The sequence below is a fragment of the Pantoea sp. F_5 genome (assembly GCF_008631595.1).
Taxonomy (GTDB): domain Bacteria; phylum Pseudomonadota; class Gammaproteobacteria; order Enterobacterales; family Enterobacteriaceae; genus Pantoea; species Pantoea gossypiicola.
On record NZ_VWUO01000009.1, the window covers coordinates 178,553 to 203,755 of the forward strand.

Genomic DNA, 25,203 nt, shown 5'->3' on the forward strand with positions numbered 1-25,203 from the left:
AACTCAGGGGAAGGTGATGCGGCGTGTCGTGAGCGTCCTGCTACCGCGCGCCGCATCATATCCACTATCCGAGCCGCCATGATTAATCTGCGTGACCGCATTCAGCAGCAGGTCTTCCGCCTTAACGGCCTGTCGATGAATGAATTTGACCTCTCCCAACCGCCTGGCGATCCCGGCCTGTTTGGCCCGGACAGCGTGATCTGGCGCGTCCACGGTGACTTCACCGCCATGATGTGTGGCGGGATCAGCGCGCTGCTGTTGCAGATGCTGCATCCGGCGGCGCTGGCGGGCGTCTGGGATCACTCCAATTTTCGCGAAGATATGATGGGCCGTCTGCGCCGCACCAGCCAGTTTATCGCCGTCACCACCTACGGTAATTCGCAGGATGCACAGACGCTGATCGAGCGGGTGAAACGCATTCACCTGAAAGTCAGCGGCGTCGACAGCGCGGGCAAACCCTATGCCGCCAGCGATCCGCATCTGCTGACCTGGGTGCATGTGGCGGAGACCAGCCGTTTTCTGGCGGCTCATCTGCGCTACAAAAATCCGCAGCTTACCCGCGCCGAGCAGGATCAGTACTATCAGGAAGCTGCGCTCATTGCCGAAGCGCTGGGCGCAGAGAAGGTGCCGAAAAGCGTTGTCGATGTGGCGGATTACCTGCAACAGATGCGTCCGGAGCTGCGCTTTGATGAACGCACCGCCGAAGTGACGCGATTGCTGATGAATGCGCCTGCACCGAGCTGGCAGGCGAAACCGGTGATGAAAATCATGCTGAAGTCGGGATTCGGGCTGATGCCCGCGTGGGCGCAGGCGATGTCTGGCCGTGAGATAGGGCGCTTTCAGCAGGCGCTTATTGACCAGAAGATTAATGCGATTGCGGTGGGGTTAAGATGGTCAATTCAGCGCGGGGCGTGGTATCGGGCAATGGTGAGGGTGGGGCGGCTGGGGTGAGAGTACTCGCCGTTAAAAAAATGGAAGTTGTCGCCTGTTAAGAAATGATGGAACCGCAGTAATTGTTCCAAGGGTTCGGATAGGCACGTTTGATCAGTCAATTTAATAGGTGAATCTTAATAGGCTGCCTGGGTTAGATACCAACGTCCGCTTTGTGCCAGAAGCGGATTTTCAGCTTTAACGATCGCTCAAATACAACCATTTCGCGCCTGTCTGACTTCATCATTATTTCCATTATTCTGGAAGTATTGTTATGGAGGATGTATGGATTTAAACACAGCAGCAAACGCACTGTGAGAATTAGGACACCCGACGCGCCTGGGCATTTATCGGGAGCTGGTTAAGGCGGGCCATGATGGCCTGCCAGTCGGAGAACTGCAGAAGCGCCTCAGCATTCCGGCGTCCACGCTCAGCCATCACCTTTCTGTGCCTGATTAGCCAGGAACGGCAGAGCCGTACCCTGTTTTGAAGACCGTGCTATGCGCAGCTTGAACAGCTGATGGACTTTCTGACAGAAGAATGCTGTGCAGGCGTTAGTTGCAGCCTGTCATCCGCGACGACTCATGAAGAGACCTCATTATGAAAAACATGAACGATACCCTGAAAAACATTGATCCCACACTTCTGGACGCGCTGATGATGGAAGAGAAACTGCGTCCCAAAGAAGTGGCACATCCGCCCCGTATCCTGATGCTCTACGGCTCGTTGCGGGAACGTTCTTACAGCCGACTGACGACGGAAGAAGCCGCCCGGCTACTGATGGGCATGGGCGCAGAGGTGAAAATTTTTAATCCGTCCGGTTTGCCGCTGCCTGATGATGCCCCGGAAACGCATCCGAAAGTTGTGGAACTGCGCGAGCTGGTTCTCTGGTCGGAAGGTATGGTCTGGTGCTCGCCGGAACGTCACGGTGCCATGACCGGTATCATGAAGGCCCAGATCGACTGGATACCCCTGACGTCCGGAGCCGTCCGGCCTTCTCAGGGAAAAACTCTCGCCGTTATGCAGGTCAGTGGCGGCTCGCAGTCATTTAATGCCGTCAACCAGATGCGAATCCTCGGCCGCTGGATGCGTATGATCACTATCCCGAATCAGTCATCCGTGGCAAAAGCCTGGGCTGAGTTTGAGGAAGACGGTCGCATGAAGCCTTCTCCCTATTATGATCGCATTGTTGATGTAATGGAGGAACTGATGAAATTCACCCTACTGACGCGCGGACGCAGTGATTACCTGACCGATCGCTACAGCGAAAGGAAAGAAAGCGCTGCGCAGCTCTCAGAGCGGGTCAACCAGCGCAGCATATAAAAAAAGCTGGCATCTGCCGGCTTCTATTTTTACATCTTCTGTACTGCCGGCTGGATGCCCCGGAGTCAGTGACTGATGCGATTCCCGTATTCATCAATGACCTGTTCACCATCTTCTTTCGTAAATGCCCCTTTCTGCGGGTCAGGCAGAATGTCCAGAACCGCTTCAGACGGACGACAGAGCTTTGTGCCGAGAGGTGTCACAACTACCGGACGGTTAATGAGGATGGGGTGAGCCAGCATGGCATCCAGCAGTTCGTCATCGCTGAACCTGTCCTCTGCCAGACCCAGATTTTCATACGGCTCCGTATTTTTGCGCAGCAGTGCGCGTACGCTGATCCCCATATCCACAATCAGCTTTTGCAGCTCGTCGCGGGTAGGTGGTGTATCCAGATACAGAATCACCGATGGCTCTGCGCCGCTATTGCGGATAAGTCCCAGTGTATTACGCGACGTCCCGCAGGTGGGGTTGTGGTAAATGGTTATGCCAGTCATAAGTGATGCTCCGTTAAGGCGCTGTGCACACACAGCCCCGGATTAAAGTTAGAAAGACAGGCGCAAGGCCAGTGCAGCCAGCGTCACAAAAAGCACAGGCAGGGTCATCACGATGCCCACGCGAAAGTAATAGCCCCAGCTGATGGTGATGTTTTTCTGCGCCAGGACGTGCAGCCACAGCAGGGTTGCCAGGCTGCCGATCGGGGTGATTTTCGGACCGAGATCGCAGCCGATGATGTTGGAGTAAATCATCGCCTCCTTCACCACACCCTGAGCGGTACTGCCGTCAATGGAGAGCGCACCAATCAGCACTGTGGGCATGTTGTTCATCACCGATGACAGGAAGGCCGTCAGAAAACCGGTGCCCAGGGTGGCACCCCATACGCCGTGCTCCGCAAAGCGGTTCAGGGCGGCAGAGAGATAATCTGTCAGTCCGGCGTTACGCATGCCATACACGACGAGGTACATGCCCAGCGAGAAAATGACTATTTGCCAGGGCGCACCTTTCAGCACCTTCCGGGTGTCGATAGCGTGCCCTTTCCGGGCAACCAGCCAGAGAATAAATGCAGCTACCGCCGCTACCAGACTTACCGTCACGCCGAGTGGTTCCAGACCAAAAAAGCCAGCCAGCAGCAGAAGCAGCACCAGCCAGCCGGTTTTAAAGGTGCGCATGTCACGGATGGCATCCCGTGGCGTTTTCAGCTTGGCCAGGTCATAGGTTGCCGGGATGTCTTTGCGAAAAAACAGGTGCAGCATTAGCAGCGTGGCCGCGACGGAAGCAATATTTACCGGCACCATGACAGAGGCATACTCGCTAAAGCCCAGCTTAAAGAAGTCCGCCGTAACGATGTTAACCAGGTTCGATACGATGAGCGGCAGGCTGGACGTGTCCGCGATAAATCCGGCTGCCATCACAAATGCCAGCGTGGCACCGGGGCTAAAGCCCAGCGCCAGAAGCATGGCGATAACGATTGGCGTCAGGATGAGCGCCGCGCCATCATTGGCGAACAGCGCCGCCACCGCCGCGCCCAGCAGAACAATATACGTGAACAGCAGCCTCCCTCTGCCACCACCCCAGCGGGAAACATGCAGTGCCGCCCACTCAAAAAAGCCGGACTCATCCAGCAGCAGGCTGATGATGATGACAGCAATAAACGTGGCCGTGGCGTTCCAGACAATCTGCCAGACAACCGGAATATCACCGATATGCACCACGCCGGTCAGCAAAGCCAGCGCGGCCCCGATAACGGCACTCCAGCCAATACTGAGTCCTTTCGGCTGCCAGATAACCAGTACCAGCGTCAGAATAAAAATCGCACCCGCCAGAAACATACTATCTCCTCTGATACTACACCTGTCAGAATGGGCACAGCGAAATCAAGAATATATATATGCAAATACATATATGTATGGTCAAATTTTAAATGCAGACAGGCTTGCCGTTAGTCGTTGCGTTGTCCCGCTCAGCCTGCTGGCTGAGATGCATAATGTCATCCCGCTGACACAGATAAGCCTGTTCAATTACAGCTGCAGCCCAGGCGGGCATGTGTGGTGATAGCCGGTAATGAATCCATTTGCCGTCACGCCTGTCGATAAGCAGGCCGCTGTCTCTGAGTAATGCAAGATGACGGGAAATTTTTGGCTGAGCTTCCCTGAGAATGGATGTGAGTTCACAGACGCAAAGCTCTCCCTTTTCCCGCAGTAACAGCACAAGACTGAGTCGTGTTTCATCAGACAACGCTTTGAAAAGCTGAAGAGGATTAAGCTGAACCATGACAACTCCTGGGTATGAAACAACAAGCAGTATCGCTGCGTAAAGATTGACGATCAACTATATATTCGAAAAGGTGCATATATTGGGCCCATTCCATTTTCTGTTCCTGCAATATGACCGAACGTTTATGACGGGAGGGTGTGATCGCTCAATGTCCGCTTTTCGCTCATAGCGGCCTTTGAAACTAATAACGGCCATACTATTAAAGTGCCTCATCTCATCAATACCCCTACTCCCTACCATCATCCCCATACTTTGAGACTTTTACCCTTGTCTCAGCGTGCGGCAGCCAGGATCCTGCTCTATTCTCGGGGAAAATGGATTCCTCCAGGCTTTGTCGAGGCACTATGACGTACAAATCCCTGATTGCTGAAGTCCACAATCAGCAGCGCACCCTGACCGCCATTGTCGAACAGGATGAGCGCACCGCCTATTTTTACATCTGGCCGACCGACCTGTTCCGCAGTCAGTATGCGGTGCGCGGCTGCTGGCTTAGAAACCTGCTGCCCGCACCGGCACAGGAAGATCGTGAGGCGATGGAGCAGGGCATCGCGCCACTGCTCAGCGCTGAGTATTGCCGTAATCTGGAGGCGGAACCCGCGCTGGACCCGGCGGGTCTGCAGGTGCTGTGGGAGCCTTCTGATGATGGCGCAGCGCTGTGGTATTACGGCCAGCTGCTGGCGGTAATCCCCGGCTGGAGTCTTTATCAGGAGAAGCAGGTGAGCTTCTCTGCGGGCTGCATCAAAAAGAACCGGCTGACGGCCCCGCTGGGGTCGGCATCAACTAACGACTACTATGCCCGGGCGGAGCATCAGCGTCAGTTCTGGCGCGAATGGCACGACGGCAGCGAGTGGGACAGGGTCCAGCAGGATCTCATGGCCTGCTATCAGGCGCATTTTGGCGAGTCTGTGAAGTATTACGCGATCGATCAGGGTAGCTGGCCGCCGATGGCGATCTCGCAGCACTGGCATCAGGGCGTGTGGGTTTTTCTGACGCTTGGCATGAGTATCCGGCCCATGCCGCAGGTCGATTATCTGTTCGATGAGCTGGCACCGCAGTATCGCCGTGTCGAGCTGGGCATGGCGGTTGACGGTGAAATCATGACCGAAGGCAACGCGGTGCAGATGGCGAGCGCGCTGGCGGAGTTCGTGCATCTGCCGTGGGCGCGGCTCACCTGGCTCGGAGAGGGCCACACGCTGGCGTCGGAAGTGGCACCGGTCGGCTTTGAAAGCTTCCTGCTGGCGAATGAACTGGCAACCGAACAGGCGCAGTTTAAGCTACCCAAGCGCGATGGCGATCGACCGACTTTGCTCTGGACCACGCCGATCACCGAAGCAGAGCGTCAGTTCGCGCAGGCCGATGAACATGGCGGCCAGAAGTTACGGGAATTGTTAACAGCGGAGGGCAATGATCACGTCTTCCGTCCGCGCCAGCAGGTGATCAATTCCGAAGAATAGGCCAGTCATGACGCGCCTGCTCAGGCAATCCCCGGCAACCGTCGGGGACGTGATAGTACCGCCATGAAATTAAATTTTCACACAAATCAAACATTTCTCTAATATGAGATCCCGCTCATCTCAAGTTCCCGTTAAGCGAGCCGTTAACCCGATCAGGCAATCGCGCCGCACCAGGTTCAGGGGAACAAAGATGTTTAAAACAACACAATCCCGCTTCACCGCAACAATGATCGCGTTCTTTGTTGCGCTTTTACTCGTTACAGTTTGGGTCATCAATCAGTTTGTCGCGCCACAACTGGTCGACAGCGAAAGTCGTCTGGTCCGCTATCAGGTCGACTCACTCGCCTCCGGCATCGTTGAACAGATGAACCGCGTGCAGGCACAGCAGCGTGCGATTACCGAAGCCGCCTCTGTCATGGACAGCGCCACTATCGACACCCTGTTACCGACGCTGGTAAACCAGTATCAGGACAGCAACGTGTTTGGTGGCGGTATCTGGCCACTGCCAAACCGTCGCGATCCGGCCAAAGAGAAAAACAGCAGCTTCTTTGCCCGTAATGCCAGTAATGAACTGCAGGTCAACACCTACTGGAACTCCGACGCCGCCGATAAATATTGGGAACAACCCTGGTACAAAGATGGCCTGGCTGCCGCGAAAGGGCAGTGTGCCTGGGCAAAAGCTTATCAGGATGCTGCCAGCCCGCAGCCGCGTACCAACTGCGCTATGGCTATCTACCGCAATGGCTCGGCCTGGGGAGTCGCCACTATCGACGTGACGCTGGGGTTCTTCAACCAGCTGGCGAAGCAGATGGGTGAAACCATTCACGGCAATGTGCTGATCGTCGAAGCCGACGGCAAAGTCGTGGGCAATGGCGCGCTGGTCAATGCCGCGCCGAAGCTGGAAAACCTGGCTAACGTGCAGATGCCGATGGCCGCACCGCTGAAAACGTTGCTGAACGGTGTTGGCAATCAGCCGCTGGAAACCACCTATGACAGCAGCGAGGGCGAGCAGACCCTGTTCGTGCAGGCCATTCCTGGCAGCCCGTGGTATCTCGCCAGCAGCCTGCCAACCAGCCTGCTGAAAGCGCAGTCGCACAACATGCTGACCCGCCTGGGCCTGGTGCAGATCCCACTGGCGGTGATCCTGCTGCTGGTGTCGCTGGGCTTTGTCCGCGCCATGATGAAACGTCTTAACGTGCTGAACAGCAACATCGAAGCGCTGTCGACCGGTGGTGCCGATCTGACGCAGCGTCTGCCCGCCAGCAACAGCCCGGAGTTCAACGCCGTCGCGCAGAGCTTCAACAAGTTCATCAGCTATCTGCAGGGACTGTTGCAGCAGGTGGGCGACAGCGCGCTGGCGATTACTGCCGCATCGCGCGAAATTGCCAGCGGCAACGCCAATCTCTCCTCCCGTACCGAAGATCAGGCCAGCTCGATTGTTGAAACGGCCGCGTCGATGGAGCAGCTGACCGGCACCGTGCGTCAGAACGCCGACAACGCAACGCACGCTAACCAGCTGGCGGGCGATGCCTCGCAGGTGGCCGCGCGTGGTACGGAGGTGGTTCGTCAGGTGGTCACCACCATGGGTGAGATTCATCACTCGTCCCGTAAAGTGGTCGATATCATCAGCGTGATCGACAGCATCGCCTTCCAGACCAATATCCTGGCGCTGAACGCCGCGGTAGAAGCCGCCCGGGCCGGTGAACAGGGTCGTGGTTTTGCGGTGGTCGCTTCAGAAGTGCGCAACCTGGCGCAGCGTTCAGCCAACTCGGCGCGTGAGATTAAAAAGTTAATCGAAGAGTCGGTGGCAAACATCGATACCGGCAGCGCGCTGGTTGAGCAGGCGGGCCAGACCATGGATGAGCTGATGAAGGGGGTAAGCAGTGTCACCACCCTGATGAGCGAAATTATGTCAGCCAGCCGCGAGCAGAGCCTGGGTATCGAACAGGTTAACGTGGCGATTACTCAGCTTGATGGCACCACACAGCAGAACGCCGTGCTGGTTGAGCAGGTTTCTGCTGCCGCACAGGCGATGGAGTCGCAGAGCATCCAGCTTGAGCAGGTGGTTCAGAGCTTCCGCCTGTAATCCTTCGTCAGGCCAGCATTGCTGGCCTGATTTTCTCTCTGCTTCATCTGCTTATCTCCGCCTGACACGCGCAAAAATTCCGCGATGTTCCCCCCAGACTGCTTATTCTGTGCCAGAATAGTTGGGAATAATCTCAAGGAAACGCCATGTCTGCTATTGAAGTTATCCTCGTTGACCACCTCGATCGTCCCACCGGCAAAATGGAAAAGCTGGAAGTGCATGAAAAAGGATTACTGCACCGCGCGGTGACGGTCTACGTCTTCAATCCCCGGCAGGAGCTGTTACTGCAGCGGCGTGCCAGCGATAAATATCACTGTGGTGGCTTGTGGAGTAATACCTGCTGTGGCCATCCTTATCCGCATGAATCGACCCGCGACGCCGCCGAGCGCCGTCTGCGTGAAGAGATGGGGATGATCGTGACGCTGACGCCGGTATTTGAGCTGAGCTATAACCTGAAGCTGAGCAACGGCCTGACCGAGCATGAATATGGCCATGTCTTCTTTGCCGTCTGCGACAGCCTGCCGCAGCTGAATCCGCAGGAAGCCGATGCCTTCGATTATCGTCCGATGGCGCTGATTGAGCAGCAGATGCAGCAGCAGCCACAGCAGTTCACGCCGTGGTTTTTGCATACCTTCCCGCGTATCCCGGACTATCTGGCGCAGTTTCCTTTCCCGGCCGTAACGGCATAAAAAAACCGCACCGGGGTGCGGTTTAATCGTGGGTGAGAGAAGTCAGGTATTATTGTTATCGCGGGTCCTGCGACTGATTCATGTTCTGAAAGCCTTTCTGCTTTGCTTACAGAGAGGTACACGCCGGTTTCTCAATTGTCTATTTATCCGCCAGAGCCGGGATGACGTGCTTCGGATCGCGCTCTATGGCCCGTAGTAATGCTTTCGCCGGGCCGGTTGGCTCACGTCGTCCCTGTTCCCAGTTCTTCAGCGTGTCCACATTTACAGAAATCAGCTTAGCGAACCCGCTTTGTGAAAGACCTGTGGCGTTTCTGATCGCTTTGACTTTAACTGCAGTGACCGTAGTCTCGCGGGAAGGCTCTCGGGAGCCTTCGACAATTTCATTCATCTGCGTCATGCTTTCTTTCAAACGCTCAAACAGTTTCTTGTCCATTACCAGCCCTCATTCAACGCCCTTAACAGATGTTTTTCATCCTCGGATAAATCATCCTGGACGCCTTTTTTATAAATCAGCAGCAGCCTGATTTGTGAGTCAGAGACCTTGTAATAGTAGATCACCCTAACGCCGCCGCGCTTACCTTTGCCCTTGGCAGCCCAGCGGACTTTACGCAGACCGCCCGTATTCTGGATAACATCACTCCAGTGGGGATTGTCGGCCATGAATTGCTGAAACTCACGATATTCATCATCGCTGAGTAGTTCCTTTACATCTTCCGTGAAAACTGGAGTTTCAATAAATAACATAGCTATACGTCAATGGCGTAGTTTATGGGTCATCTTATCATTCGAAGGGGGTAAGTCAATGACGTACAGTGAAATCCTCTGCATCCACATCATAGCCCGATGGTTCCCAGCGGATCGCCAGCAGCGCCAGCAGTCCGGCCAGCGGGGCCAGGAAGATCACCCAGAACACGCCAGTACCCAGCGCCGCGACCAGCACCGGGAACAGAAACAGCGAAACGGTTGAACTGCCGCGCATCAGCGTCTGGTTGAAGCCGACGCCCACGCCGCGCAGCGAAGTCGGGTAGCTCAGCGACGCAAAGGTCATAGTGTGCGAACCCGGCCCGAAACCCTGACCAAACAGGAACAGCGCCAGCATGCCGATCGCCAGTGCGGCTTCCTGACCGCCTTCCGGACGACCAATCAGCGCCAGACCCAGCAGTGCCACGCACTGACAGCCATACCCCGCCACCGACATCTTCCACGCACCCAGACGCGGCACCAGTCGCACCGCCAGAATCCCGCCGACAAAGGCGAACAGCAGGTTCAACGCCAGCGACACCAGAATGGTGGTGAGCATTGACTGAGCAAACAAGCTGGAGATGATTACCGGCAGACCAAACGCCACTGCGTTATAGGCAAATGACGAGGCGACAGAGGTGATGGTTGCCAGCAGGGTGCGGCGGCGATAAACGCCCTGCAGCAGTGCGCCATAGTTGCGCCAGCTCGCCTTGCGCACGGGTGTAGCAGCGGTCAGCCCGGCGTCGGGTGCTACCTGCGCGTTGATGTTCCAGGCACGGCGTAAAATCGCGGCGGCGCCTTTCAGATCGCCCTGATTAGCCGCCCATACCGGCGATTCACTCATGTAACGGCTGCGGATGGCGATGATAACCATCGCCGGAACGGCCCCAAAACCGAGGATCAGCCGCCAGAGCCAGTCAGTGTGACTTTCCGGCAGCACCGCATAGAGCAGCAGTACCAGCAGATAAGAGATACTGATCGCCGCGTACCAGGTCGGACACCACATCGCGACGCTGGCGGCTTTATTTCCCTTGCCGCGCAGCTTAGAAAACTCCGCCAGAAATGCCATCGCCACCGGCAGATCGATCCCGACGCCCAGTCCCATCACAAAGCGCGCGCCAGCCAGCACGTACTCATTTGGGGCAAACGCACAGGCGATGGCGGCCACCACGAAAAAGAACATATCGGCCATAAAGACCCGATAACGGCCAATTTTGTCGGTGAGATAGCCGCCAATAAGCGCGCCGATGATTGCGCCGAAGGTGATGGCCGAGGCGACCATGCCGGTGCCGGTCGGAGTGAGATTAAACTCGCGCGTGATGTCTTTAATGCCAAACGCCAGCGCGCCCAGGTCGTAGGCGTCAAGGAACACGCCTCCCAGCGCAATCGCCACCACAATACGGGCATTGTTACGGGCGCTGTCGCCGCTGTTCACTAATCGGGAGACGTCAGCTGCGCTGCGAATCCACTGTGTTTCGCCACCGGGCGAACTCCCTACGGTTGCCACATGGGCGGAAGAGGTCAGGTCGGACATGATGTTGTACGTCTTTTATTATAAAAACAGATTTTCGAGAATAGCCGTTTAGACGCCCAGACGTAAATTCATTTCGGTTATTGATAATAATTTTTTTATCCCAAATTGTTATTAATTTGCGATAAAGTCAGCTGCATCACCGCTGCGCCAGGCTACGCTTTTAAGGCAGATTATTTCCGCTGTACGCCTTGTCAGTCTCCCTCTCAGCGGCAGGCGAGCAGGCTCAACGCTAAGGCGTCCCGCGCCTTGCGCGTCATCACGCGAAAAAATCATCTAAAAACAACAGACTGCGATAAGGAAAAGGCCATGGTCAGAGTTCGGGGTTGGGTAGGAGTCAGCGCGTTGCTGCTCAGTATGGGGATGGCACAGGCGGCGGATCCGGTGCGGGTCGGCTCCAAAATTGATACTGAAGGATCACTGCTGGGCAACGTAATCCTTCAGGTGCTGGAAAAGCACGGCGTAAAAACCGTCAATAAAATCCAGCTCGGCACAACGCAGGTGGTACGCGGTGCCATCACGGCGGGCGAGCTCGATATCTACCCCGAATATACCGGCAACGGCGCGTTCTTCTTCAACGATGAAAAAGACAGCGCCTGGAAGAATGCCGCGGAAGGCTATGAAAAGGTGAAGAAACTGGATGCGGAGAAAAACCATCTGGTGTGGCTGACACCGGCTCCGGCCAACAACACCTGGACCATTGCCGTGCGTAAAGACCTGGCGGAGAAGAACCAGCTCACTTCGCTGGCCGATCTCAGCGCCTTTCTGAAAAAGGGCGGAACCTTCAAGCTGGCCGCCTCAGCCGAATTTATCGAACGCAGCGATGCTTTACCGGCCTTTGAAAAAGCCTATGGCTTTGACCTCAAGCAGGATCAGCTGCTGTCGCTGGCGGGCGGCGATACTGCTGTGACCATCAGCGCTGCAGCGCAACAGACTTCCGGCGTTAACGCGGCGATGGCCTACGGCACCGACGGTCCGGTAGCAGCACTGGGTCTGCAGACGCTCAGCGATCCCAAAGGCGTTCAGCCCATTTACGCGCCGACGCCGGTGATCCGCGAATCGGTCCTCAAAGCCTATCCGCAGATTGCCGACTGGCTGAAGCCGGTGTTCAGCGCGCTTGATGAGAAGACGCTGCAACAGCTCAACGCCAAAATCGCGGTCGACGGTCAGGATGCCAGCAGCGTAGCGACCGAGTGGCTGCAGCAGAAAAAGCTGCTGTAACCGATGCAGATATCGCGGGACGCGATACGCCGTCCGGCTCAGCAGCCGGTGGCATTGCTGCTGCTGACGCTCCTGAGCCTGGCGCTGGTGGCTTTGCCATTTCTTAACTTCGCCCCGAACCGTCTGGTGGCGGGTGAACCATTGATGGGCTGGCAGATTAACCGCTTCGGACTGTTACTGCTGCCGCTGGTGACGCTTTGGCTGCTGCTATGGCGTCCGCCGGGGCGCGCCACGCTGATTGTGGCGCTGCTGATGGCTGAGCTGATGCTGGCGGCGATCATCTGGCTCAGCGGTCATCAGGCAACGTTGCTGAGTCAGCAGGGCAGCCGTCTGGCACGCACCAGTTTTGCCAGTGGCCTGTGGTGCAGCGGTGCGCTAATCCTGCTGCTTATCACCGATCAGGTGCGGCAGCTGACCCCGAATCGGCTGGCACAGCTACTGCTTAATCTGCAGGTCTGGCTTCTGCCGCTGTTGCTGCTGTTCAGTGGCCAGCTTGCCGATCTCTCACTCTTGAAAGAGTATGCTAACCGCCACGCGGTGTTTGATGCGGCGCTGAGCCGTCATCTTACGCTACTGGCCGGTACCGTCTTGCCTGCGTTGATGATTGCGCTGCCGCTGGGCGTCATGCTGTTCCGGCGGCCCGGCTGGCAGGGAAGTGTCTTCGGTGTACTGAATGTGATTCAGACGGTGCCGTCGGTGGCGCTGTTTGGTCTGCTGATTGCGCCGCTGGCCGGTCTGGCTCAGCATTTTCCGTGGCTCGGTGACTGGGGTATCAGCGGCATAGGTATGGCTCCGGCGCTGATCGCCCTGGTGCTTTATGCACTGTTGCCGCTGGTGCGCAGCGTGGTAGTGGGGCTGCAACAGGTGCCGCATGAGGTGCGCGAAAGTGCGCGCGGCACGGGCATGAGCGGCTGGCAGCAGTTTATCGCGGTGGATGTGCCGCTGGCGCTGCCGGTCTGGCTCGCGGGCCTGCGTGTCGTCGTGGTGCAGACGCTGGGTATGGCGGTGGTGGCGGCGCTGATTGGCGCGGGCGGTTTTGGCGCGATTATTTTTCAGGGGCTGTTAAGCAGTGCGCTGGATTTGGTGTTGCTGGGCGTCATCCCGGTGATTGCGCTGGCGGTCGTCATTGATGCGCTGTTCCGCCTGCTGATCTCACTGCTGGAGAGAAAAGATGATTGAGTTTGACGGCGTTTCCCGCGCCTTTAACGGCAAAGCGGCGGTAAAAGATCTGTCGCTGCAGGTGGCAAAGGGGGAGTTCTGCGTACTTCTCGGCACCTCCGGCTCCGGCAAATCGACCACGCTGAAAATGATCAACCGGCTGGTGGAGTTCGACAGCGGTGACATCCGCTTTGCCGGTGAGTCGGTTCGCCAGCTCGATGCCCGCACATTACGCCGACGCATGGGCTATGCCATTCAGTCGATTGGCCTGTTTCCGCACTGGACGGTGCGGAAGAATATCGCCACGGTGCCGGTCCTGCTGGGCTGGTCCAGAGCGCAGATCGATGAGCGCATCGCGGCGCTGCTGGCGCTGCTGAACCTTGACGCGCAGCTGCTGAATCGCTATCCGCATCAGCTCTCCGGCGGGCAGCAGCAGCGGGTAGGTGTGGCGCGGGCGCTGGCGGCTGACCCGGAAGTGCTGCTGATGGATGAGCCGTTCGGCGCGCTCGATCCGGTGACGCGCGGCGTGCTGCAACAGGAGATGCTGCGTATTCATCGGCTGTCGGGCCGCACTATCGTGCTGGTGACGCATGACATCGACGAAGCGCTGACGCTGGCGGACCGCATTGTGCTGATGGACAACGGTGAAATTGTCCAGCAGGGCAGACCGGCAGAGCTGCTGACTCAGCCGAAAAATGACTTTGTGCGCGACTTCTTTGGCCGCAGCGAGATGGGCGTCCGGCTGCTGTCGCTGGAACAGGTCGGTAATGCCGTCCGGCGCGGCGAGTGGCTGGCGGGCGAACCGATCGCTGCGGCGCTGACGCTACGGGACGCGCTGTCGCAGTTTATCGCCCGGCGCACCGATAAGCTGCCGGTTGTGGACGATCGGCAGCAGCCGCTGGGCGTGCTCCACTTTGGTGACCTGCTGCAACTGCGCGAGGGCTTAACATGCGCAGGCTAAGGGATCCGCTGCTGTGGCTGGTGCTGTTTTACGGCGCGCTGCTGACCCTGATGCCTTACAGCGGGCCGCTGTTTCACCGCTGGTTTCCGGAACTGGCGCGGCCACTCTATCAGCAGGAGAGCTTCTGGCAGCTGACGCTGGCGCATCTGTTCCTGGTAGTCACCGCCAGCCTGCTGGCCATTGTTATTGGCATTGGCAGTGGCGTGCTGGTGACCCGGCGAGCAGGCCGCGCTTTCCGGCCTCTGATGGAAACTATCGTGGCGGCGGGGCAGACGATTCCGCCGGTAGCGGTGCTGGCGATTGCCGTACCGGTAATGGGCTTTGGCGCGTGGCCGGCGGTGGTGGCGCTGCTGCTGTACGGATTACTGCCGATTTTACAGGGTACGCTGGCGGGCATTGATAGTGTTCCCGCCAGCAGCCGGGAGATTGCCATCGGGGTCGGCATGAGTAGTTGGCAGCGGTTGTGGCAGATTGAACTGGCACTGGCTGCACCAGTGATCATCGCCGGGATACGCACGTCGGTAATCATTAACATCGGCACCGCGGCTATCGCCTCGACGGTGGGCGCGAAAAGTCTGGGATCGCCGGTGATTATCGGCCTGAGCGGGTTTAATACAGCCTATGTGATTCAGGGAGCACTACTGGTGGCGCTGCTGGCCATCGTCAGCGATCGCCTGTTTGAACGCCTGCAGCGCTGGCTTAGCGTGAGTGAACAATAAGAGAGTACCCCACCAGCATCAGACCGCTGGTGCCGCCGAGAGCCATAATGAAAAACAGCGTGGCGAAAAAGGCTTTTTTGACATTCATGAGTGAAACCTGAGCGTGTTAAAAGTGAGGCGGGGATAATAGCGCGCGCGAGGCAGCAGGCAAAGCGCCCGGCGTGCGTTTTTGTTATCTAGGCGGGGTCGTGCAACCGCACGGAATAGCCCTGTTCCTGCCAGTGTGACAGCTGTTCCTGCTGGCGACGGGTCAGTTTTTTACCGGTAAAGACAAACATGTTCATGCCGGGAAAGAGTTCAGGACGCGGCACGTCCAGCGGTTCGGCCAGTACATCAATCCGCCAGCCATGCTGCGACAGACGCCAGCCTTCCAGCCAGATGCGGGTGCGATCCTCAATACCCCAGCCAATAATCAGCGCATCCTTGCCCGATTTTTTGCGGCTGCCCGTCAGGCAGAACGCGACATAATCAATCAGCAGACCATCCAGCAGGCTGCACATGGTACGGGCGGTGTTCTGGTCCAGACTCAGCTTCTGGCGCACCGGCATAAAAACGTGGTCGATCAGCGCATCAATCGGATGCTCGCGGCCAATCGCGGCAATTTTGTTACGAAGTTTTGCGGGTCTGACGTGACGCAGAACGCTGATCAGCTCATCCTGCAGTGTGGTCCAGCCATCATGGGCATCAACGTCGCCCCCTTCCAGCAATGCCTTGACTTTACCGACCGGCACGCCACTTTCAATCCAGCGCATGATCTCTTCGATGCGCTGTACATCTTCTTCATCAAACTGACGATGCCCGCCTTCGGTGCGCTGTGGCTTCAGCAAGCCATAACGACGCTGCCAGGCGCGCAGGGTGACTGGGTTTATGCCACAGCGCTCGGCGACGTCACCGATACTGTATAAGGTCATAAATGCCTCTTTCGATTGGTCTGAGTGCGATTACCATAACGAAGCAAATTAAGTTGTACAATACATTTCGCAATGTACAACTTGACTGATACGCCTGTTTTCAGCTATATCTCATTTAAGAGAATATTTCCCTTATATGAGAAAATACCATGCCGGAGCTGAATACGGAGCAACGACTGGCGGTAAGGCTGGCAGAATTACGCCTGCAACGCGGCTGGTCTCTGGATGAACTTTCTGTCGCCACCGGCATCAGTCGCGCGACATTATCGCGCATTGAGCGAAGCGAGACCAGCCCTACTGCCGCATTGCTTAATCGACTGTGTGCCGCCTACGGATTAACCATGTCTCGCCTGCTGAGTGAGGTAGAAGAAGCGTCGAGTCTGCTGGTGCCTTATGATCAGCAACCGGTCTGGCATGACCCGTCCAGCGGTTTTATCCGCCGCAATGTTTCACCGCCCGCACTTCATTTTAGATGCGAGCTGGTAGAGGGCAAATTACGGCCTGGTGCGCGCATTGATTATGATGCGCCACCCATTCAGGGACTGGAGCAACATATCCTGCTTCAGGCAGGCGGCCTGACCGTGTCGGTGGCCGAACAGCAGTGGACGCTGAAGCCCGGTGACTGTTTACGTTTTCACCTTACCGGAAAATCAGCTTTCGAGGCACATCTGACCGAAGGCGCACACTATCTGCTGGCGGTGGCAAAACCATGATCGATTATCAAATGCTTTCAACTGAACAGGCACAACAGGAGATGGGGGCGCTGACTGCGGTTCTTCAGGCCTGCGTGGCCGATGGAGCCAGTGTCGGATTCGTGGATGCCGCCGATGTGGCGGTGATGACACGCTTCTGGCAGCAGCGGGTGGCCAGTCTGACCAGCGGGGAGAGCGAACTGCTGGTGGCGCGTCAGCACAAGCGGATTGTGGCGACGGTGATCCTCAGTCGCAGCGCGATGCCAAATGGTCGCCATCGGGCCGACGTCAGCAAGCTGCTGGTGCATCCGCAGGCGCGTCGTCAGGGTATCGCCCGTGAACTGATGCAGCGTGCCGAGCAGTTGGCCCGCGGGCAGGGTAAAACCCTGCTGGTGCTGGATACGCGCAGCGGCGATGTTGCGAGCGACCTCTATCGATCGCTGGGCTGGCAGGTGGCGGGGTCGATTCCCTGTTATGCTGAATCCACCGCAGGCGTGCTGGATGCCACGACCTACATGTATAAAGTGCTGGCGTAAAACACCGCCGTCGGACAACCGTTGAATTTTACGACGGCGCACGAAAAATTCGGCGCGAAAGCTGACGTCGCCAGGATACTGTGTAAAAATACAGGCCATTTTTTCGGTGTGGTAACGCAAATCATGGCCCTGACAGCCGCAGTAAAAAGCCAGATAGCGCAGTGGTATAAAGCGCTTCAGCAGCAGGTGCCTGATTTTATTCCGCGAGCGCCGCAGCGCCAGATGATCGCCGAAGTGGCGAAATGCCTGGCGGGCGACGACGCGCGCCATCTGGCGGTGGAAGCGCCGACCGGCGTAGGCAAAACCCTCTCCTACCTGATTCCGGGCATCGCGGTCAGCCGCGCTCAGGAAAAGCAGCTGGTGATCAGCACCGCCAACGTGGCGCTGCAGGACCAAATTTTCACCAAAGATCTGCCGCTGCTGAAGAAAATTATCCCCGATCTCACTTTTACCGCCGCGTTTGGTCGCGGGCGCTACGTCTGTCCGCGCAATCTGGCGGCGATGGCGGCCGATGACGATCAGCAGGGCGATCTGCTGCTTTATCTGGATGATGACGCCGTCAGCAGTACCAAAGAAGAACAGACGCAGTGTGGTCGCTTACAGAAGTCACTGGATCGCTACCAGTGGGATGGCCTGCGCGATCACAGCGAGGAGAACGTCAGCGACAGCCTCTGGCAGCGCCTCTCCACCGACAAAGCGAGCTGTCTGGGCTCGCATTGCCACTGGTATCGTGAATGTCCATTCTTTGTGGCGCGGCGCGAAATCGAGCAGGTGGATGTGGTGGTGGCGAACCATGCGCTGGTGATGGCGGCGATGGAGAATGAGTCGGTGCTGCCGCCCGCTAAAAACCTGATGCTGGTACTGGATGAAGGACATCACCTGCCGGAAGTGGCCCGCGATGCGCTGGAGATGAGCGCCGACATCACGCCGGGCTGGAGCAGCCTGCAGCTTGATCTGTTTATCAAGCTGGTTGAGAGCATCATGACGCAGATGCGGCCGAAGTCGCCGCCGCCGCTGGCTAACCCTGAGCGGCTGAAAGTACACTGTGATGAGCTACGCGAACTGCTGACCATCACTGCGCAGGCGCTGAATCCGCTGCTGCCGCCGAATAACCAGCCGGGCGAATTCCGCTTTGTACTGGGCGCGCTGCCGCAGGAATTGCTGGATCTCTGCGCCCGGCTGTTCAAACTCAGCGACGCCCTGCGCGGCCTGAGCGAAGGCCTGATCAATGCACTCAGCGAGCAGACCGGCAAGGTCGATGTGGTGCGGCTGCATCGTAATTTGCTGCAGCTCAACCGGCAGTTTGGCTGGTTCGAATCGGTGAGCAAACTCTGGCGGCTGGCGTCGATGGAAAAAGCCTCTGGCGCGCCAGTCTCTAAGTGGATCACCCGCGAGCTGCGCGAAGGTCAGGCGCATCTGCTGTTCCACTGCGCCGGCATCCGCGTCAGCGACCAGCTGGAGAAGATGCTGTGGCGCAAAATTCCGCATGTGGTGGTCACCTCCGCCACGCTGCAATCGCTCAATAGCTTCAATCGCCTGCAGGAGATGTCGGGGCTTAGCGAAAAAGCGGGCGACCGCTTTGTGGCGCTCGACTCACCGTTTAACCATGTGGAACAGGGCAAGCTGGTGATCCCGCAGATGCGCCTTGAGCCGCTGATGACGCACGAAGCGGAGCACATCGCTGAGATGGCCGGTTTCTTCCGTCAGCAGATGGCGGAGAAGAAGCATAAGGGCGTGCTGGTGCTGTTTGCCAGCAACCGGGCGATGCAGCAGTTTGTCGCCTGTCTGCCCGATCTGCGGCTCTCAATGCTGGTGCAGGGCGATCAGCCGCGCAGCCGCCTGGTCGATCTGCACCGTCAGCGTGTCACCAAAGGTGACACCAGCATTCTGATTGGCCTGCAGTCGTTTGCTGAGGGGCTGGATCTCAAAGGCGATCTGCTGAGTCAGGTGCACATCCACAAAATCGCTTTTCCCCCGGTGGACAGTCCGGTAATTTTGACCGAAGGCGAATGGCTGAAAAGCCTGAAGCGCTATCCGTTTGAGGTGCAGAGTTTGCCCAGCGCCTCATTTACCCTGATTCAACAGGTCGGACGCCTGATTCGCAGCCATCAATGTTATGGCGAAATCGTGATTTATGACCGCCGCCTGCTGAGCAAAGCCTACGGCAGCCGGTTGTTAGCGGCGCTGCCGATCTTCCCGATTGAACAGCCGGAAACGCCAGAGCCGACAGCGATACCGGCCACCGTGGTGCCAAAGCACACCGTGCGTAAACGTCGTCCCACGCGGCGCTGAGCCGCGCACTTAACCGGAAGCGAGTGATGGAACTGAATAAAATTATTAAAGAGGTGGGTCGCGGTAAAAATCATGCCCGCGATATCGACTTTGATACTGCCGTGGCGCTCTATGGCGCGATGCTGGCGGGCGAAGTACCGGATCTGGAGCTGGGCGCTATTCTGATTGCGCTGCGCATTAAAGGCGAAGGTGAAGCCGAAATGCGCGGCTTTTATCAGGCGATGCAGGCGCAGATGATGCAGCTGCGTGCGCCGGAAAACCGCCCGATGCCGATCGTGATCCCCAGCTACAACGGTGCCCGTCGTCAGGGCAACCTGACGCCTCTGCTGGCGCTGCTGCTGGTGAAACTTGGCTTTCCGGTGCTGGTGCATGGCGTCAGCGACGACGCGACGCGCATTACCAGCGAGGCGGTGTTTGCGGCGCTCGGCATCGCACCCGTCACCACGGCAGAGGCGGCGCAGGCCAGACTGGATCAGGGCGAGCTGGCTTTTATCACCATCGATCACCTCTGCCCGCCGATGGCGAAACAGCTGTCGCTGCGTTGGCGAATGGGCGTGCGTAACAGTGCGCACACGCTGGCAAAACTGGCGACGCCGTTTGCGGAGCGGGCGGCGCTGCGGCTGTCGAGCGTCTCGCATCCTGAATATGTACCGCGTGTGGCGAAATTCTTCAGCGACATCGATGCGCCTGCGATACTGCTCAATGGCACCGAAGGGGAAGTCTATGCCAATCCCCAACGCTGCCCGGCGATCAGTATGATTCAGGGCGCAGGCGTGGAAGCGGAAGTGTGGGTGGAGCGTCAGCCAGACGTGGCCGTCGAACTGCCGGCAGATAAGACGGCAGAGGTGACTGCGCGCTGGATCGAAGAGGTGCTGAATCAACAGCGCCCGGTGCCTGCGTCACTGCGACTGCAGCTCGCCTGCTGCCTGCGCGCCAGTGGCCAGTGCGACTCGCTGGCAGCGGCAGAGCAGCAGATCCTCGCTGCCGGGTATTGACTCAGGCTACCGGCAGCGCCTGTTCAACCAGGTTCTGCCAGAAACGGATGCCAATCGGCAGCAGCGCGTCGTTGAAGTCATAGCGGGCGTTGTGCAGCGGCGCGGAAGGCGTTTCACCGTCCGCGCCCAGCCAGAAGTAAGCGCCGGGACAGGCTTCCATCATGCAGGCAAAATCTTCTGAGGCCATCGACGGATTGACCTGCCAGTGAACCTGTTCAGCACCCAGTGTCGAGCGCGCTACCTCGCGCACCCGCTCAGCCGGTGCCACATGATTGGCGGTGACCGGGTAGCCCGGCAGCCACTCAGTCTCACCGCTCACGCCAAACGGACGCGGCAGGGTCGCGACAAACTCATCAATCAGTCCGCGTACTTTTTCGCGCACGCTGGTCTGCAGGCAGCGCACCGTGCCGCGTAAAACAATTTGCTCCGGGATGACGTTGATCGCTTCACCACCGTGAATCTGCGTCACGCTGACCACGGCTGACGCCAGCGGCGAGAGCCGGCGTGACGGAATGGTCTGCAGCGCCAGAATCAGCTCAGCTGCCACCACCATCGGGTCGGCACCGCTTTCCGGCATCGCCGCGTGGCAACTTTTGCCGTGCAGCGTAATTTCAAACGAATCCAGTGACGCCATCATCGCGCCAGGGTTCACCGCCAGTGAGCCGAGCGGCAGTCCCGGCCAGTTATGCATGGCGTAGACCGCATCCATCGGAAAGCGCTGGAACAGCCCCTCTTCCACCATTCTGCGTGCGCCACCGAGATTCTCCTCGGCAGGCTGAAAGATGAAATGCACCGTGCCGCTGAACTGACGTGTAGCGGCCAGCTGGCGGGCAGCAGCCAGCAGAATAGCGCTATGACCGTCGTGTCCACAGGCGTGCATCACGCCGGGCGTCGCAGAACGCCACTCAGCGTCGCCTTTTTCCGTAATCGGCAGCGCATCCATATCTGCACGCAGCCCGATAACCGGGCCGGGACCGTTTTCCAGTGTGCCGATGACGCCGGTGCCCGCCAGGCCACGAAACACCTGCAAACCCGCCCGCGCTAACTCTTCCGCAATAAACTGGCTGGTTTGCTGTTCCTGGTAACCTAATTCGGGGTGGCGATGAAACTCACGACGCCAGCGCAGGGCATCTTCAAGCAGGGCAGGGGAAAGGGTCATGCAGAGTCGCGCTCCATACAGAATGAGAAGATTTCACTTTAGTGGTCGGACGATGCGGCGTCTATCGCCGTCAGGACTAAATCTGGCTATAGGCTAAATCAAAATGGAATAAGTAATAAGGAAGTGATGTTGATGCCAGGGTGTAAGAAGGGAATCGCGGGGAAAAGGGGGCAAGCTGCTGCCCGCCCCAGTCAAAGGATTATTTCTGCATCGGCAGGTTCAGGCCATGTTCAGCCGCGCACTGCTGTGCCAGCTCATAACCCGCATCCGCATGACGCATCACACCGGTGGCCGGGTCGTTCCACAATACGCGCCCCAGACGCGCATCAGCTTCTTTGCTGCCGTCACAGACAATCACCACACCGGAGTGCTGTGAGAAGCCCATGCCGACACCGCCGCCATGATGCAGGCTGACCCAGGTTGCGCCGCCTGCGGTATTCAGCAGGGCGTTGAGCAGCGGCCAGTCAGAGACCGCATCCGAGCCATCTTTCATCGCTTCGGTCTCACGGTTTGGTGAGGCAACCGAGCCGCAGTCGAGATGGTCGCGGCCAATCACGACCGGCGCTTTCAGCTCGCCGTTGCGGACCATTTCGTTGAACGCCAGACCGGCAAGATGCCGTTCACCCAGTCCCAGCCAGCAGATGCGGGCAGGCAGGCCCTGGAAGGCGATGCGCTCCTGCGCCATATCCAGCCAGCGATGCAGCGTTTTATGGTGCGGGAACAGCTCTTTGAGTTTCGCGTCAGTCTTGTAGATATCCTCCGGGTCACCAGACAGCGCCACCCAGCGGAACGGGCCTTTGCCTTCGCAGAACAGCGGACGAATATAGGCTGGCACAAAACCAGGGAAATCGAATGCGTTGCTGACCCCCTCATCCAGCGCCACCTGACGAATGTTGTTGCCGTAATCCACGGTCGGGATGCCCATATGACAGAAGTCGAGCATCGCCTGGACATGAACCGCCATAGAAGCACGGGCTGCTTTCTCAACGGCCTTCGGCTGTGAGACGCGCGCCTGCTGCCAGCGCGCCAGATCCCAGCCAATCGGCAGGTAGCCATTAATCGGATCGTGCGCCGACGTCTGATCGGTCACGATGTCCGGCTTCGGCCCGCCCGCCTGAGCGCGTTTCACCAGCTCCGGCAGAATTTCGGCGGCATTGCCCAGCAGGCCAACCGAAATCGCTTTTTTCGCGGCGGTGGCTTCGCTGATTAACGCCAGCGCTTCATCCAGCGTGGTGGCTTTGTAGTCCACGTAGCGGGTACGCAGACGGAAATCGATGCGTGACTCCTGGCACTCAATCGCCAGCACACAGGCCCCGGCCAGTACACCCGCCAGCGGTTGTGCGCCGCCCATGCCGCCCAGCCCGGCGGTGAGGATCCAGCGGCCGCTAAGGTCGTTGTTGTAGTGCTGACGGCCCGCTTCCACAAAGGTTTCATAGGTGCCCTGCACGATGCCCTGTGCACCAATATAGATCCAGGAACCGGCAGTCATCTGGCCGTACATCATCAGACCCGCTTTATCCAGCTCATGGAAGTGATCCCAGGTCGCCCAGTGCGGCACCAGATTGGAGTTCGCCAGCAGCACGCGCGGCGCATCCGCGTGGGTGCGGAAGATGCCGACCGGTTTGCCGCTCTGGATCAGCAGCGTCTCATCCGGTTGCAGCGCCCGCAGCGAACGCAGGATCTGCTCGAAGCATTCCCAGTTGCGTGCTGCCTTACCGATGCCGCCGTACACCACCAGATCTTCCGGACGTTCGGCGACATCGGGATCGAGGTTGTTCTGAATCATGCGGTAAGCCGCTTCAATCAGCCAGTTGGCGCAGTGCAGCGTAGTACCGTGTGGTGCACGAATCTCACGTGCCACAGCCTGAGAAAGAGTTTCGCTCATGAAAGATTCCTTAATTCAAGAAGTTGGGCGCATGCTCGGCAGCAGCGCGGTCAATGCCTGAGGCCAGTCAGTGCGACTTGCCCACTGACGCATTGCCTCGATATCGGGTGCCAGCAGACGATCTTCCTCAAGGAAGGCGACCTGCTCGCGAATAGTGTCGATGGCCTGCTCAATCAGCGTGGAGCTTTTGAGTGGCCGGTTAAATTCAATGCCCTGCGCGGCAGCCATCGCCTCGATGCCCACTACGGCGGCGCTGTTAAAGCACATGCTGCCGAGACGGCGGGCGGCGTAAGTCGCCATTGAGACGTGGTCTTCCTGATTCGCAGAGGTGGGCAGACTGTCGACGCTACCCGGATGGGCCAGCGATTTGTTCTCAGAAGCCAGCGCCGCGGCGGTGACCTGGGCTATCATAAAGCCGGAGTTTACGCCGCCGTCACGCACCAGGAAGGGCGGCAGGCCGGATAAGCCGCTGTCCAGCAGCAGCGCCAGTCGCCGTTCAGAGATGGCACCCACTTCGGCAATCGCCAGCGCCAGGATGTCAGCGGCAAAAGCCACCGGTTCGGCGTGGAAATTGCCGCCGGAGATCACATCGCCACTGTCGCTGAACACCAGCGGGTTGTCCGAGGCGGCGTTCGCTTCGATTTCCAGAATCCGCGCCGCGTGGCAGATGTTGTCCAGGCAGGCACCCATTACCTGGGGCACGCAGCGGATAGAGTAGGGGTCCTGAACGCGGCCGCAATGGGTATGCGACTGCAGAATTTCACTGCCCTCAATCAGGTTGCTGACGGCTGCCGCGACCGCAATCTGGCCCTGCTGACCGCGTGCCTTGTGGATGCGGGCATCGAACGGTTTCAGCGAGCCTTTGATCGCCTCCAGCGACAGCGCACCGGCCATCAGACCGGCGGCAAAAAGATTCTCACCTTCAAACAGGCCGCGCAGCGCCAGCGCAGTCGAAACCTGGGTGCCGTTGAGCAGCGCCAGGCCCTCTTTCGGCCCGAGCACAAACGGCGACAGGCCCACGCTTGCCAGTCCCTCTGTTGCCGGGATCAGCGTGCCATTGACCCGCACCTGACCTTCGCCCAGCAGCATCAGCGACATGTGCGCCAGCGGTGCCAGATCGCCGGAGGCACCGACCGAGCCTTTTTCCGGAATACAGGGCATCACGCCCGCGTTGAACAGCGCCAGCAGCGCCTCAACCAGTTCGATACGCACGCCAGAGTGACCGCGCGCCAGACTGATGATTTTGGTGGCGACCACCAGACGGGTGACATTGTCGGGCAGCAGATCGCCCAGACCCACGCTGTGTGACAGCACCAGATTGCGCTGCAGATCCGCCAGCCGGCTGGCCGGGATTTGCGTCTGTGCCAGCTTGCCAAAGCCGGTATTAATGCCATACACCACGTTGCCGGAGGCGACAATCGTCTCCACGGTCTGCTGCGCCGCCGCAATCGCCTGACGCGCACTGTCGTCAAGACTCAGCGTGACGTTACCCTGATAGATAGCGCGTAATGTGGCGAGGTCCACCTCGCCGGGCACCAGGCGCAATGCCTGAAACGAACCTGACATAGTCTACTCCTGTCTATACAAGTGTGCTGGCGTGGCTAAGCTGCTTTCCTTGCCCTGAACCAGCGGAATAATGCGAGTGAAAC

Annotated in this window: 23 protein-coding genes and 1 pseudogene; 14 read left to right on the forward strand and 10 right to left on the reverse strand. The window is 58.3% G+C overall.

Features of this window, described 5'->3' with window-relative positions:
- The first annotated feature begins 78 nt into the window (after positions 1–78).
- From F3I44_RS14035 to arsH, 3 genes and pseudogenes are all read left to right on the forward strand, one after another.
- Positions 79–951: an oxygenase MpaB family protein gene (locus F3I44_RS14035; RefSeq protein WP_150012159.1), complete on the forward strand. Its 873-nt coding sequence runs from the start codon at positions 79–81 to the stop codon at positions 949–951.
- Between the two features lie 318 nt (positions 952–1,269).
- Positions 1,270–1,534 (forward strand): annotated as a pseudogene (locus F3I44_RS14040) (ArsR/SmtB family transcription factor).
- Complete coding sequence (arsH, locus tag F3I44_RS14045; RefSeq protein WP_370452850.1) at positions 1,531–2,253, forward strand: arsenical resistance protein ArsH; 723 nt, start codon at positions 1,531–1,533, stop codon at positions 2,251–2,253. The pseudogene F3I44_RS14040 and the gene arsH overlap by 4 nt, the downstream one beginning before the upstream one ends.
- Before the next feature lie 65 nt (positions 2,254–2,318).
- Here the strand turns inward: arsH and arsC are convergent, their stop codons facing one another.
- From arsC to F3I44_RS14060, 3 genes are all read right to left on the reverse strand, one after another.
- Positions 2,319–2,747: a glutaredoxin-dependent arsenate reductase gene (arsC, locus tag F3I44_RS14050; RefSeq protein ID WP_150012157.1), complete on the reverse strand. Its 429-nt coding sequence runs from the start codon at positions 2,745–2,747 to the stop codon at positions 2,319–2,321.
- A 48-nt stretch (positions 2,748–2,795) separates the two neighbouring features.
- Positions 2,796–4,079: an arsenic transporter gene (locus F3I44_RS14055; protein WP_150012155.1), complete on the reverse strand. Its 1,284-nt coding sequence runs from the start codon at positions 4,077–4,079 to the stop codon at positions 2,796–2,798.
- A gap of 88 nt (positions 4,080–4,167) precedes the next feature.
- Entirely contained in the window at positions 4,168–4,521 is a 354-nt protein-coding gene (locus tag F3I44_RS14060) for a metalloregulator ArsR/SmtB family transcription factor (RefSeq protein WP_150012419.1), read from the reverse strand.
- Between the two features lie 347 nt (positions 4,522–4,868).
- On the opposite strand from F3I44_RS14060, the gene F3I44_RS14065 reads away from it, so the two are divergent.
- From F3I44_RS14065 to idi, 3 genes are all read left to right on the forward strand, one after another.
- On the forward strand, positions 4,869–5,978 hold the full coding sequence (locus F3I44_RS14065; RefSeq protein WP_150012153.1) for a suppressor of fused domain protein: 1,110 nt from the start codon (positions 4,869–4,871) through the stop codon (positions 5,976–5,978).
- Positions 5,979–6,168: 190 nt separating this feature from the next.
- Entirely contained in the window at positions 6,169–8,064 is a 1,896-nt protein-coding gene (locus F3I44_RS14070) for a methyl-accepting chemotaxis protein (RefSeq protein WP_150012151.1), read from the forward strand.
- Between the two features lie 146 nt (positions 8,065–8,210).
- Complete coding sequence (idi, locus tag F3I44_RS14075; RefSeq protein ID WP_150012149.1) at positions 8,211–8,753, forward strand: isopentenyl-diphosphate Delta-isomerase; 543 nt, start codon at positions 8,211–8,213, stop codon at positions 8,751–8,753.
- Between the two features lie 139 nt (positions 8,754–8,892).
- On the opposite strand, the gene nadS is transcribed toward idi, so the two are convergent.
- The 3 genes from nadS to F3I44_RS14090 are packed head-to-tail and all read right to left on the reverse strand — an operon-like array spanning position 8,893 to position 11,028.
- Complete coding sequence (gene nadS / locus F3I44_RS14080; RefSeq protein WP_150012147.1) at positions 8,893–9,186, reverse strand: NadS family protein; 294 nt, start codon at positions 9,184–9,186, stop codon at positions 8,893–8,895.
- Positions 9,186–9,497 carry a type II toxin-antitoxin system RelE/ParE family toxin gene (locus tag F3I44_RS14085; protein WP_150012145.1) on the reverse strand — a complete coding sequence of 104 codons (312 nt, stop codon included), beginning with the start codon at positions 9,495–9,497 and terminating at the stop codon, positions 9,186–9,188. The genes nadS and F3I44_RS14085 overlap by 1 nt, the downstream gene beginning before the upstream one ends.
- Before the next feature lie 55 nt (positions 9,498–9,552).
- Positions 9,553–11,028, reverse strand: a complete 1,476-nt coding sequence (locus F3I44_RS14090; RefSeq protein ID WP_150012143.1) for an MFS transporter — start codon at positions 11,026–11,028, stop codon at positions 9,553–9,555.
- A gap of 306 nt (positions 11,029–11,334) precedes the next feature.
- Here F3I44_RS14090 and F3I44_RS14095 point away from each other — a divergent pair, with 306 nt between their 5' ends.
- From F3I44_RS14095 to F3I44_RS14110, 4 genes are read left to right on the forward strand one after another with little or no spacing between them, the layout of a single operon-like run.
- A complete protein-coding gene (locus F3I44_RS14095) occupies positions 11,335–12,246 on the forward strand; it encodes an ABC transporter substrate-binding protein (protein WP_150012141.1) in 912 nt (303 codons plus the stop codon).
- A gap of 3 nt (positions 12,247–12,249) precedes the next feature.
- Positions 12,250–13,425 (forward strand): ABC transporter permease, encoded by a 1,176-nt coding sequence (locus tag F3I44_RS14100; RefSeq protein WP_150012139.1) that lies wholly within the window; start codon positions 12,250–12,252, stop codon positions 13,423–13,425.
- Entirely contained in the window at positions 13,418–14,365 is a 948-nt protein-coding gene (locus F3I44_RS14105; RefSeq protein WP_150012137.1) for an ABC transporter ATP-binding protein, read from the forward strand. The genes F3I44_RS14100 and F3I44_RS14105 overlap by 8 nt, the downstream gene beginning before the upstream one ends.
- Positions 14,353–15,084 carry an ABC transporter permease gene (locus tag F3I44_RS14110; RefSeq protein WP_033782410.1) on the forward strand — a complete coding sequence of 244 codons (732 nt, stop codon included), beginning with the start codon at positions 14,353–14,355 and terminating at the stop codon, positions 15,082–15,084. Before F3I44_RS14105 ends, F3I44_RS14110 begins: the two co-directional genes overlap by 13 nt.
- Positions 15,085–15,260: 176 nt before the next feature.
- On the opposite strand, the gene F3I44_RS14115 is transcribed toward F3I44_RS14110, so the two are convergent.
- Positions 15,261–15,995: a MerR family transcriptional regulator gene (locus tag F3I44_RS14115; protein ID WP_150012135.1), complete on the reverse strand. Its 735-nt coding sequence runs from the start codon at positions 15,993–15,995 to the stop codon at positions 15,261–15,263.
- Between the two features lie 149 nt (positions 15,996–16,144).
- Between F3I44_RS14115 and F3I44_RS14120 the strand changes: the two genes are divergently transcribed.
- From F3I44_RS14120 to ybiB, 4 genes are all read left to right on the forward strand, one after another.
- The gene (locus F3I44_RS14120; protein ID WP_150012133.1) at positions 16,145–16,708 is read left to right on the forward strand and encodes a helix-turn-helix transcriptional regulator; all 564 of its coding nucleotides are present in this window, start codon (positions 16,145–16,147) and stop codon (positions 16,706–16,708) included.
- Complete coding sequence (locus tag F3I44_RS14125; protein WP_150012131.1) at positions 16,705–17,223, forward strand: GNAT family N-acetyltransferase; 519 nt, start codon at positions 16,705–16,707, stop codon at positions 17,221–17,223. The genes F3I44_RS14120 and F3I44_RS14125 overlap by 4 nt, the downstream gene beginning before the upstream one ends.
- Positions 17,224–17,346: 123 nt before the next feature.
- Complete coding sequence (gene dinG, locus F3I44_RS14130; protein ID WP_150019444.1) at positions 17,347–19,515, forward strand: ATP-dependent DNA helicase DinG; 2,169 nt, start codon at positions 17,347–17,349, stop codon at positions 19,513–19,515.
- A 26-nt stretch (positions 19,516–19,541) separates the two neighbouring features.
- The gene (gene ybiB, locus F3I44_RS14135; protein WP_150012127.1) at positions 19,542–20,510 is read left to right on the forward strand and encodes a DNA-binding protein YbiB; all 969 of its coding nucleotides are present in this window, start codon (positions 19,542–19,544) and stop codon (positions 20,508–20,510) included.
- Between the two features lies 1 nt (position 20,511).
- Here ybiB and F3I44_RS14140 read toward each other — a convergent pair whose 3' ends face one another.
- From F3I44_RS14140 to hutH, 3 genes are all read right to left on the reverse strand, one after another.
- The gene (locus F3I44_RS14140) at positions 20,512–21,669 is read right to left on the reverse strand and encodes a M20 aminoacylase family protein (protein WP_150012125.1); all 1,158 of its coding nucleotides are present in this window, start codon (positions 21,667–21,669) and stop codon (positions 20,512–20,514) included.
- Between the two features lie 199 nt (positions 21,670–21,868).
- Positions 21,869–23,554, reverse strand: coding sequence for a urocanate hydratase (gene hutU / locus F3I44_RS14145; protein ID WP_150012123.1), 1,686 nt, complete (start codon positions 23,552–23,554; stop codon positions 21,869–21,871).
- 15 nt (positions 23,555–23,569) lie between these two features.
- Positions 23,570–25,120, reverse strand: a complete 1,551-nt coding sequence (hutH, locus tag F3I44_RS14150) for a histidine ammonia-lyase (protein ID WP_150012121.1) — start codon at positions 25,118–25,120, stop codon at positions 23,570–23,572.
- Positions 25,121–25,203: the final 83 nt, after the last annotated feature.

What these genes read in the sequence shown, in the direction of transcription:
- F3I44_RS14095 (WP_150012141.1), top strand. Translation starts at nt 11,335, where the DNA reads ATGGTCAGAGTTCGGGGTTGGGTAGGAGTCAGCGCGTTGCTGCTCAGT.
- F3I44_RS14105 (WP_150012137.1), top strand. Translation starts at nt 13,418, where the DNA reads ATGATTGAGTTTGACGGCGTTTCCCGCGCCTTTAACGGCAAAGCGGCG.
- F3I44_RS14115 (WP_150012135.1), bottom strand. Translation starts at nt 15,995, where the DNA reads ATGACCTTATACAGTATCGGTGACGTCGCCGAGCGCTGTGGCATAAAC.
- F3I44_RS14035 (WP_150012159.1), top strand. Translation starts at nt 79, where the DNA reads ATGATTAATCTGCGTGACCGCATTCAGCAGCAGGTCTTCCGCCTTAAC.
- F3I44_RS14100 (WP_150012139.1), top strand. Translation starts at nt 12,250, where the DNA reads ATGCAGATATCGCGGGACGCGATACGCCGTCCGGCTCAGCAGCCGGTG.
- arsH (WP_370452850.1), top strand. Translation starts at nt 1,531, where the DNA reads ATGAAAAACATGAACGATACCCTGAAAAACATTGATCCCACACTTCTG.
- F3I44_RS14140 (WP_150012125.1), bottom strand. Translation starts at nt 21,669, where the DNA reads ATGACCCTTTCCCCTGCCCTGCTTGAAGATGCCCTGCGCTGGCGTCGT.
- F3I44_RS14110 (WP_033782410.1), top strand. Translation starts at nt 14,353, where the DNA reads ATGCGCAGGCTAAGGGATCCGCTGCTGTGGCTGGTGCTGTTTTACGGC.
- F3I44_RS14055 (WP_150012155.1), bottom strand. Translation starts at nt 4,079, where the DNA reads ATGTTTCTGGCGGGTGCGATTTTTATTCTGACGCTGGTACTGGTTATC.
- idi (WP_150012149.1), top strand. Translation starts at nt 8,211, where the DNA reads ATGTCTGCTATTGAAGTTATCCTCGTTGACCACCTCGATCGTCCCACC.
- F3I44_RS14120 (WP_150012133.1), top strand. Translation starts at nt 16,145, where the DNA reads ATGCCGGAGCTGAATACGGAGCAACGACTGGCGGTAAGGCTGGCAGAA.
- F3I44_RS14085 (WP_150012145.1), bottom strand. Translation starts at nt 9,497, where the DNA reads ATGTTATTTATTGAAACTCCAGTTTTCACGGAAGATGTAAAGGAACTA.
- nadS (WP_150012147.1), bottom strand. Translation starts at nt 9,186, where the DNA reads ATGGACAAGAAACTGTTTGAGCGTTTGAAAGAAAGCATGACGCAGATG.
- F3I44_RS14060 (WP_150012419.1), bottom strand. Translation starts at nt 4,521, where the DNA reads ATGGTTCAGCTTAATCCTCTTCAGCTTTTCAAAGCGTTGTCTGATGAA.
- dinG (WP_150019444.1), top strand. Translation starts at nt 17,347, where the DNA reads ATGGCCCTGACAGCCGCAGTAAAAAGCCAGATAGCGCAGTGGTATAAA.
- F3I44_RS14070 (WP_150012151.1), top strand. Translation starts at nt 6,169, where the DNA reads ATGTTTAAAACAACACAATCCCGCTTCACCGCAACAATGATCGCGTTC.
- arsC (WP_150012157.1), bottom strand. Translation starts at nt 2,747, where the DNA reads ATGACTGGCATAACCATTTACCACAACCCCACCTGCGGGACGTCGCGT.
- F3I44_RS14125 (WP_150012131.1), top strand. Translation starts at nt 16,705, where the DNA reads ATGATCGATTATCAAATGCTTTCAACTGAACAGGCACAACAGGAGATG.
- F3I44_RS14090 (WP_150012143.1), bottom strand. Translation starts at nt 11,028, where the DNA reads ATGTCCGACCTGACCTCTTCCGCCCATGTGGCAACCGTAGGGAGTTCG.
- hutH (WP_150012121.1), bottom strand. Translation starts at nt 25,120, where the DNA reads ATGTCAGGTTCGTTTCAGGCATTGCGCCTGGTGCCCGGCGAGGTGGAC.
- ybiB (WP_150012127.1), top strand. Translation starts at nt 19,542, where the DNA reads ATGGAACTGAATAAAATTATTAAAGAGGTGGGTCGCGGTAAAAATCAT.
- F3I44_RS14065 (WP_150012153.1), top strand. Translation starts at nt 4,869, where the DNA reads ATGACGTACAAATCCCTGATTGCTGAAGTCCACAATCAGCAGCGCACC.
- hutU (WP_150012123.1), bottom strand. Translation starts at nt 23,554, where the DNA reads ATGAGCGAAACTCTTTCTCAGGCTGTGGCACGTGAGATTCGTGCACCA.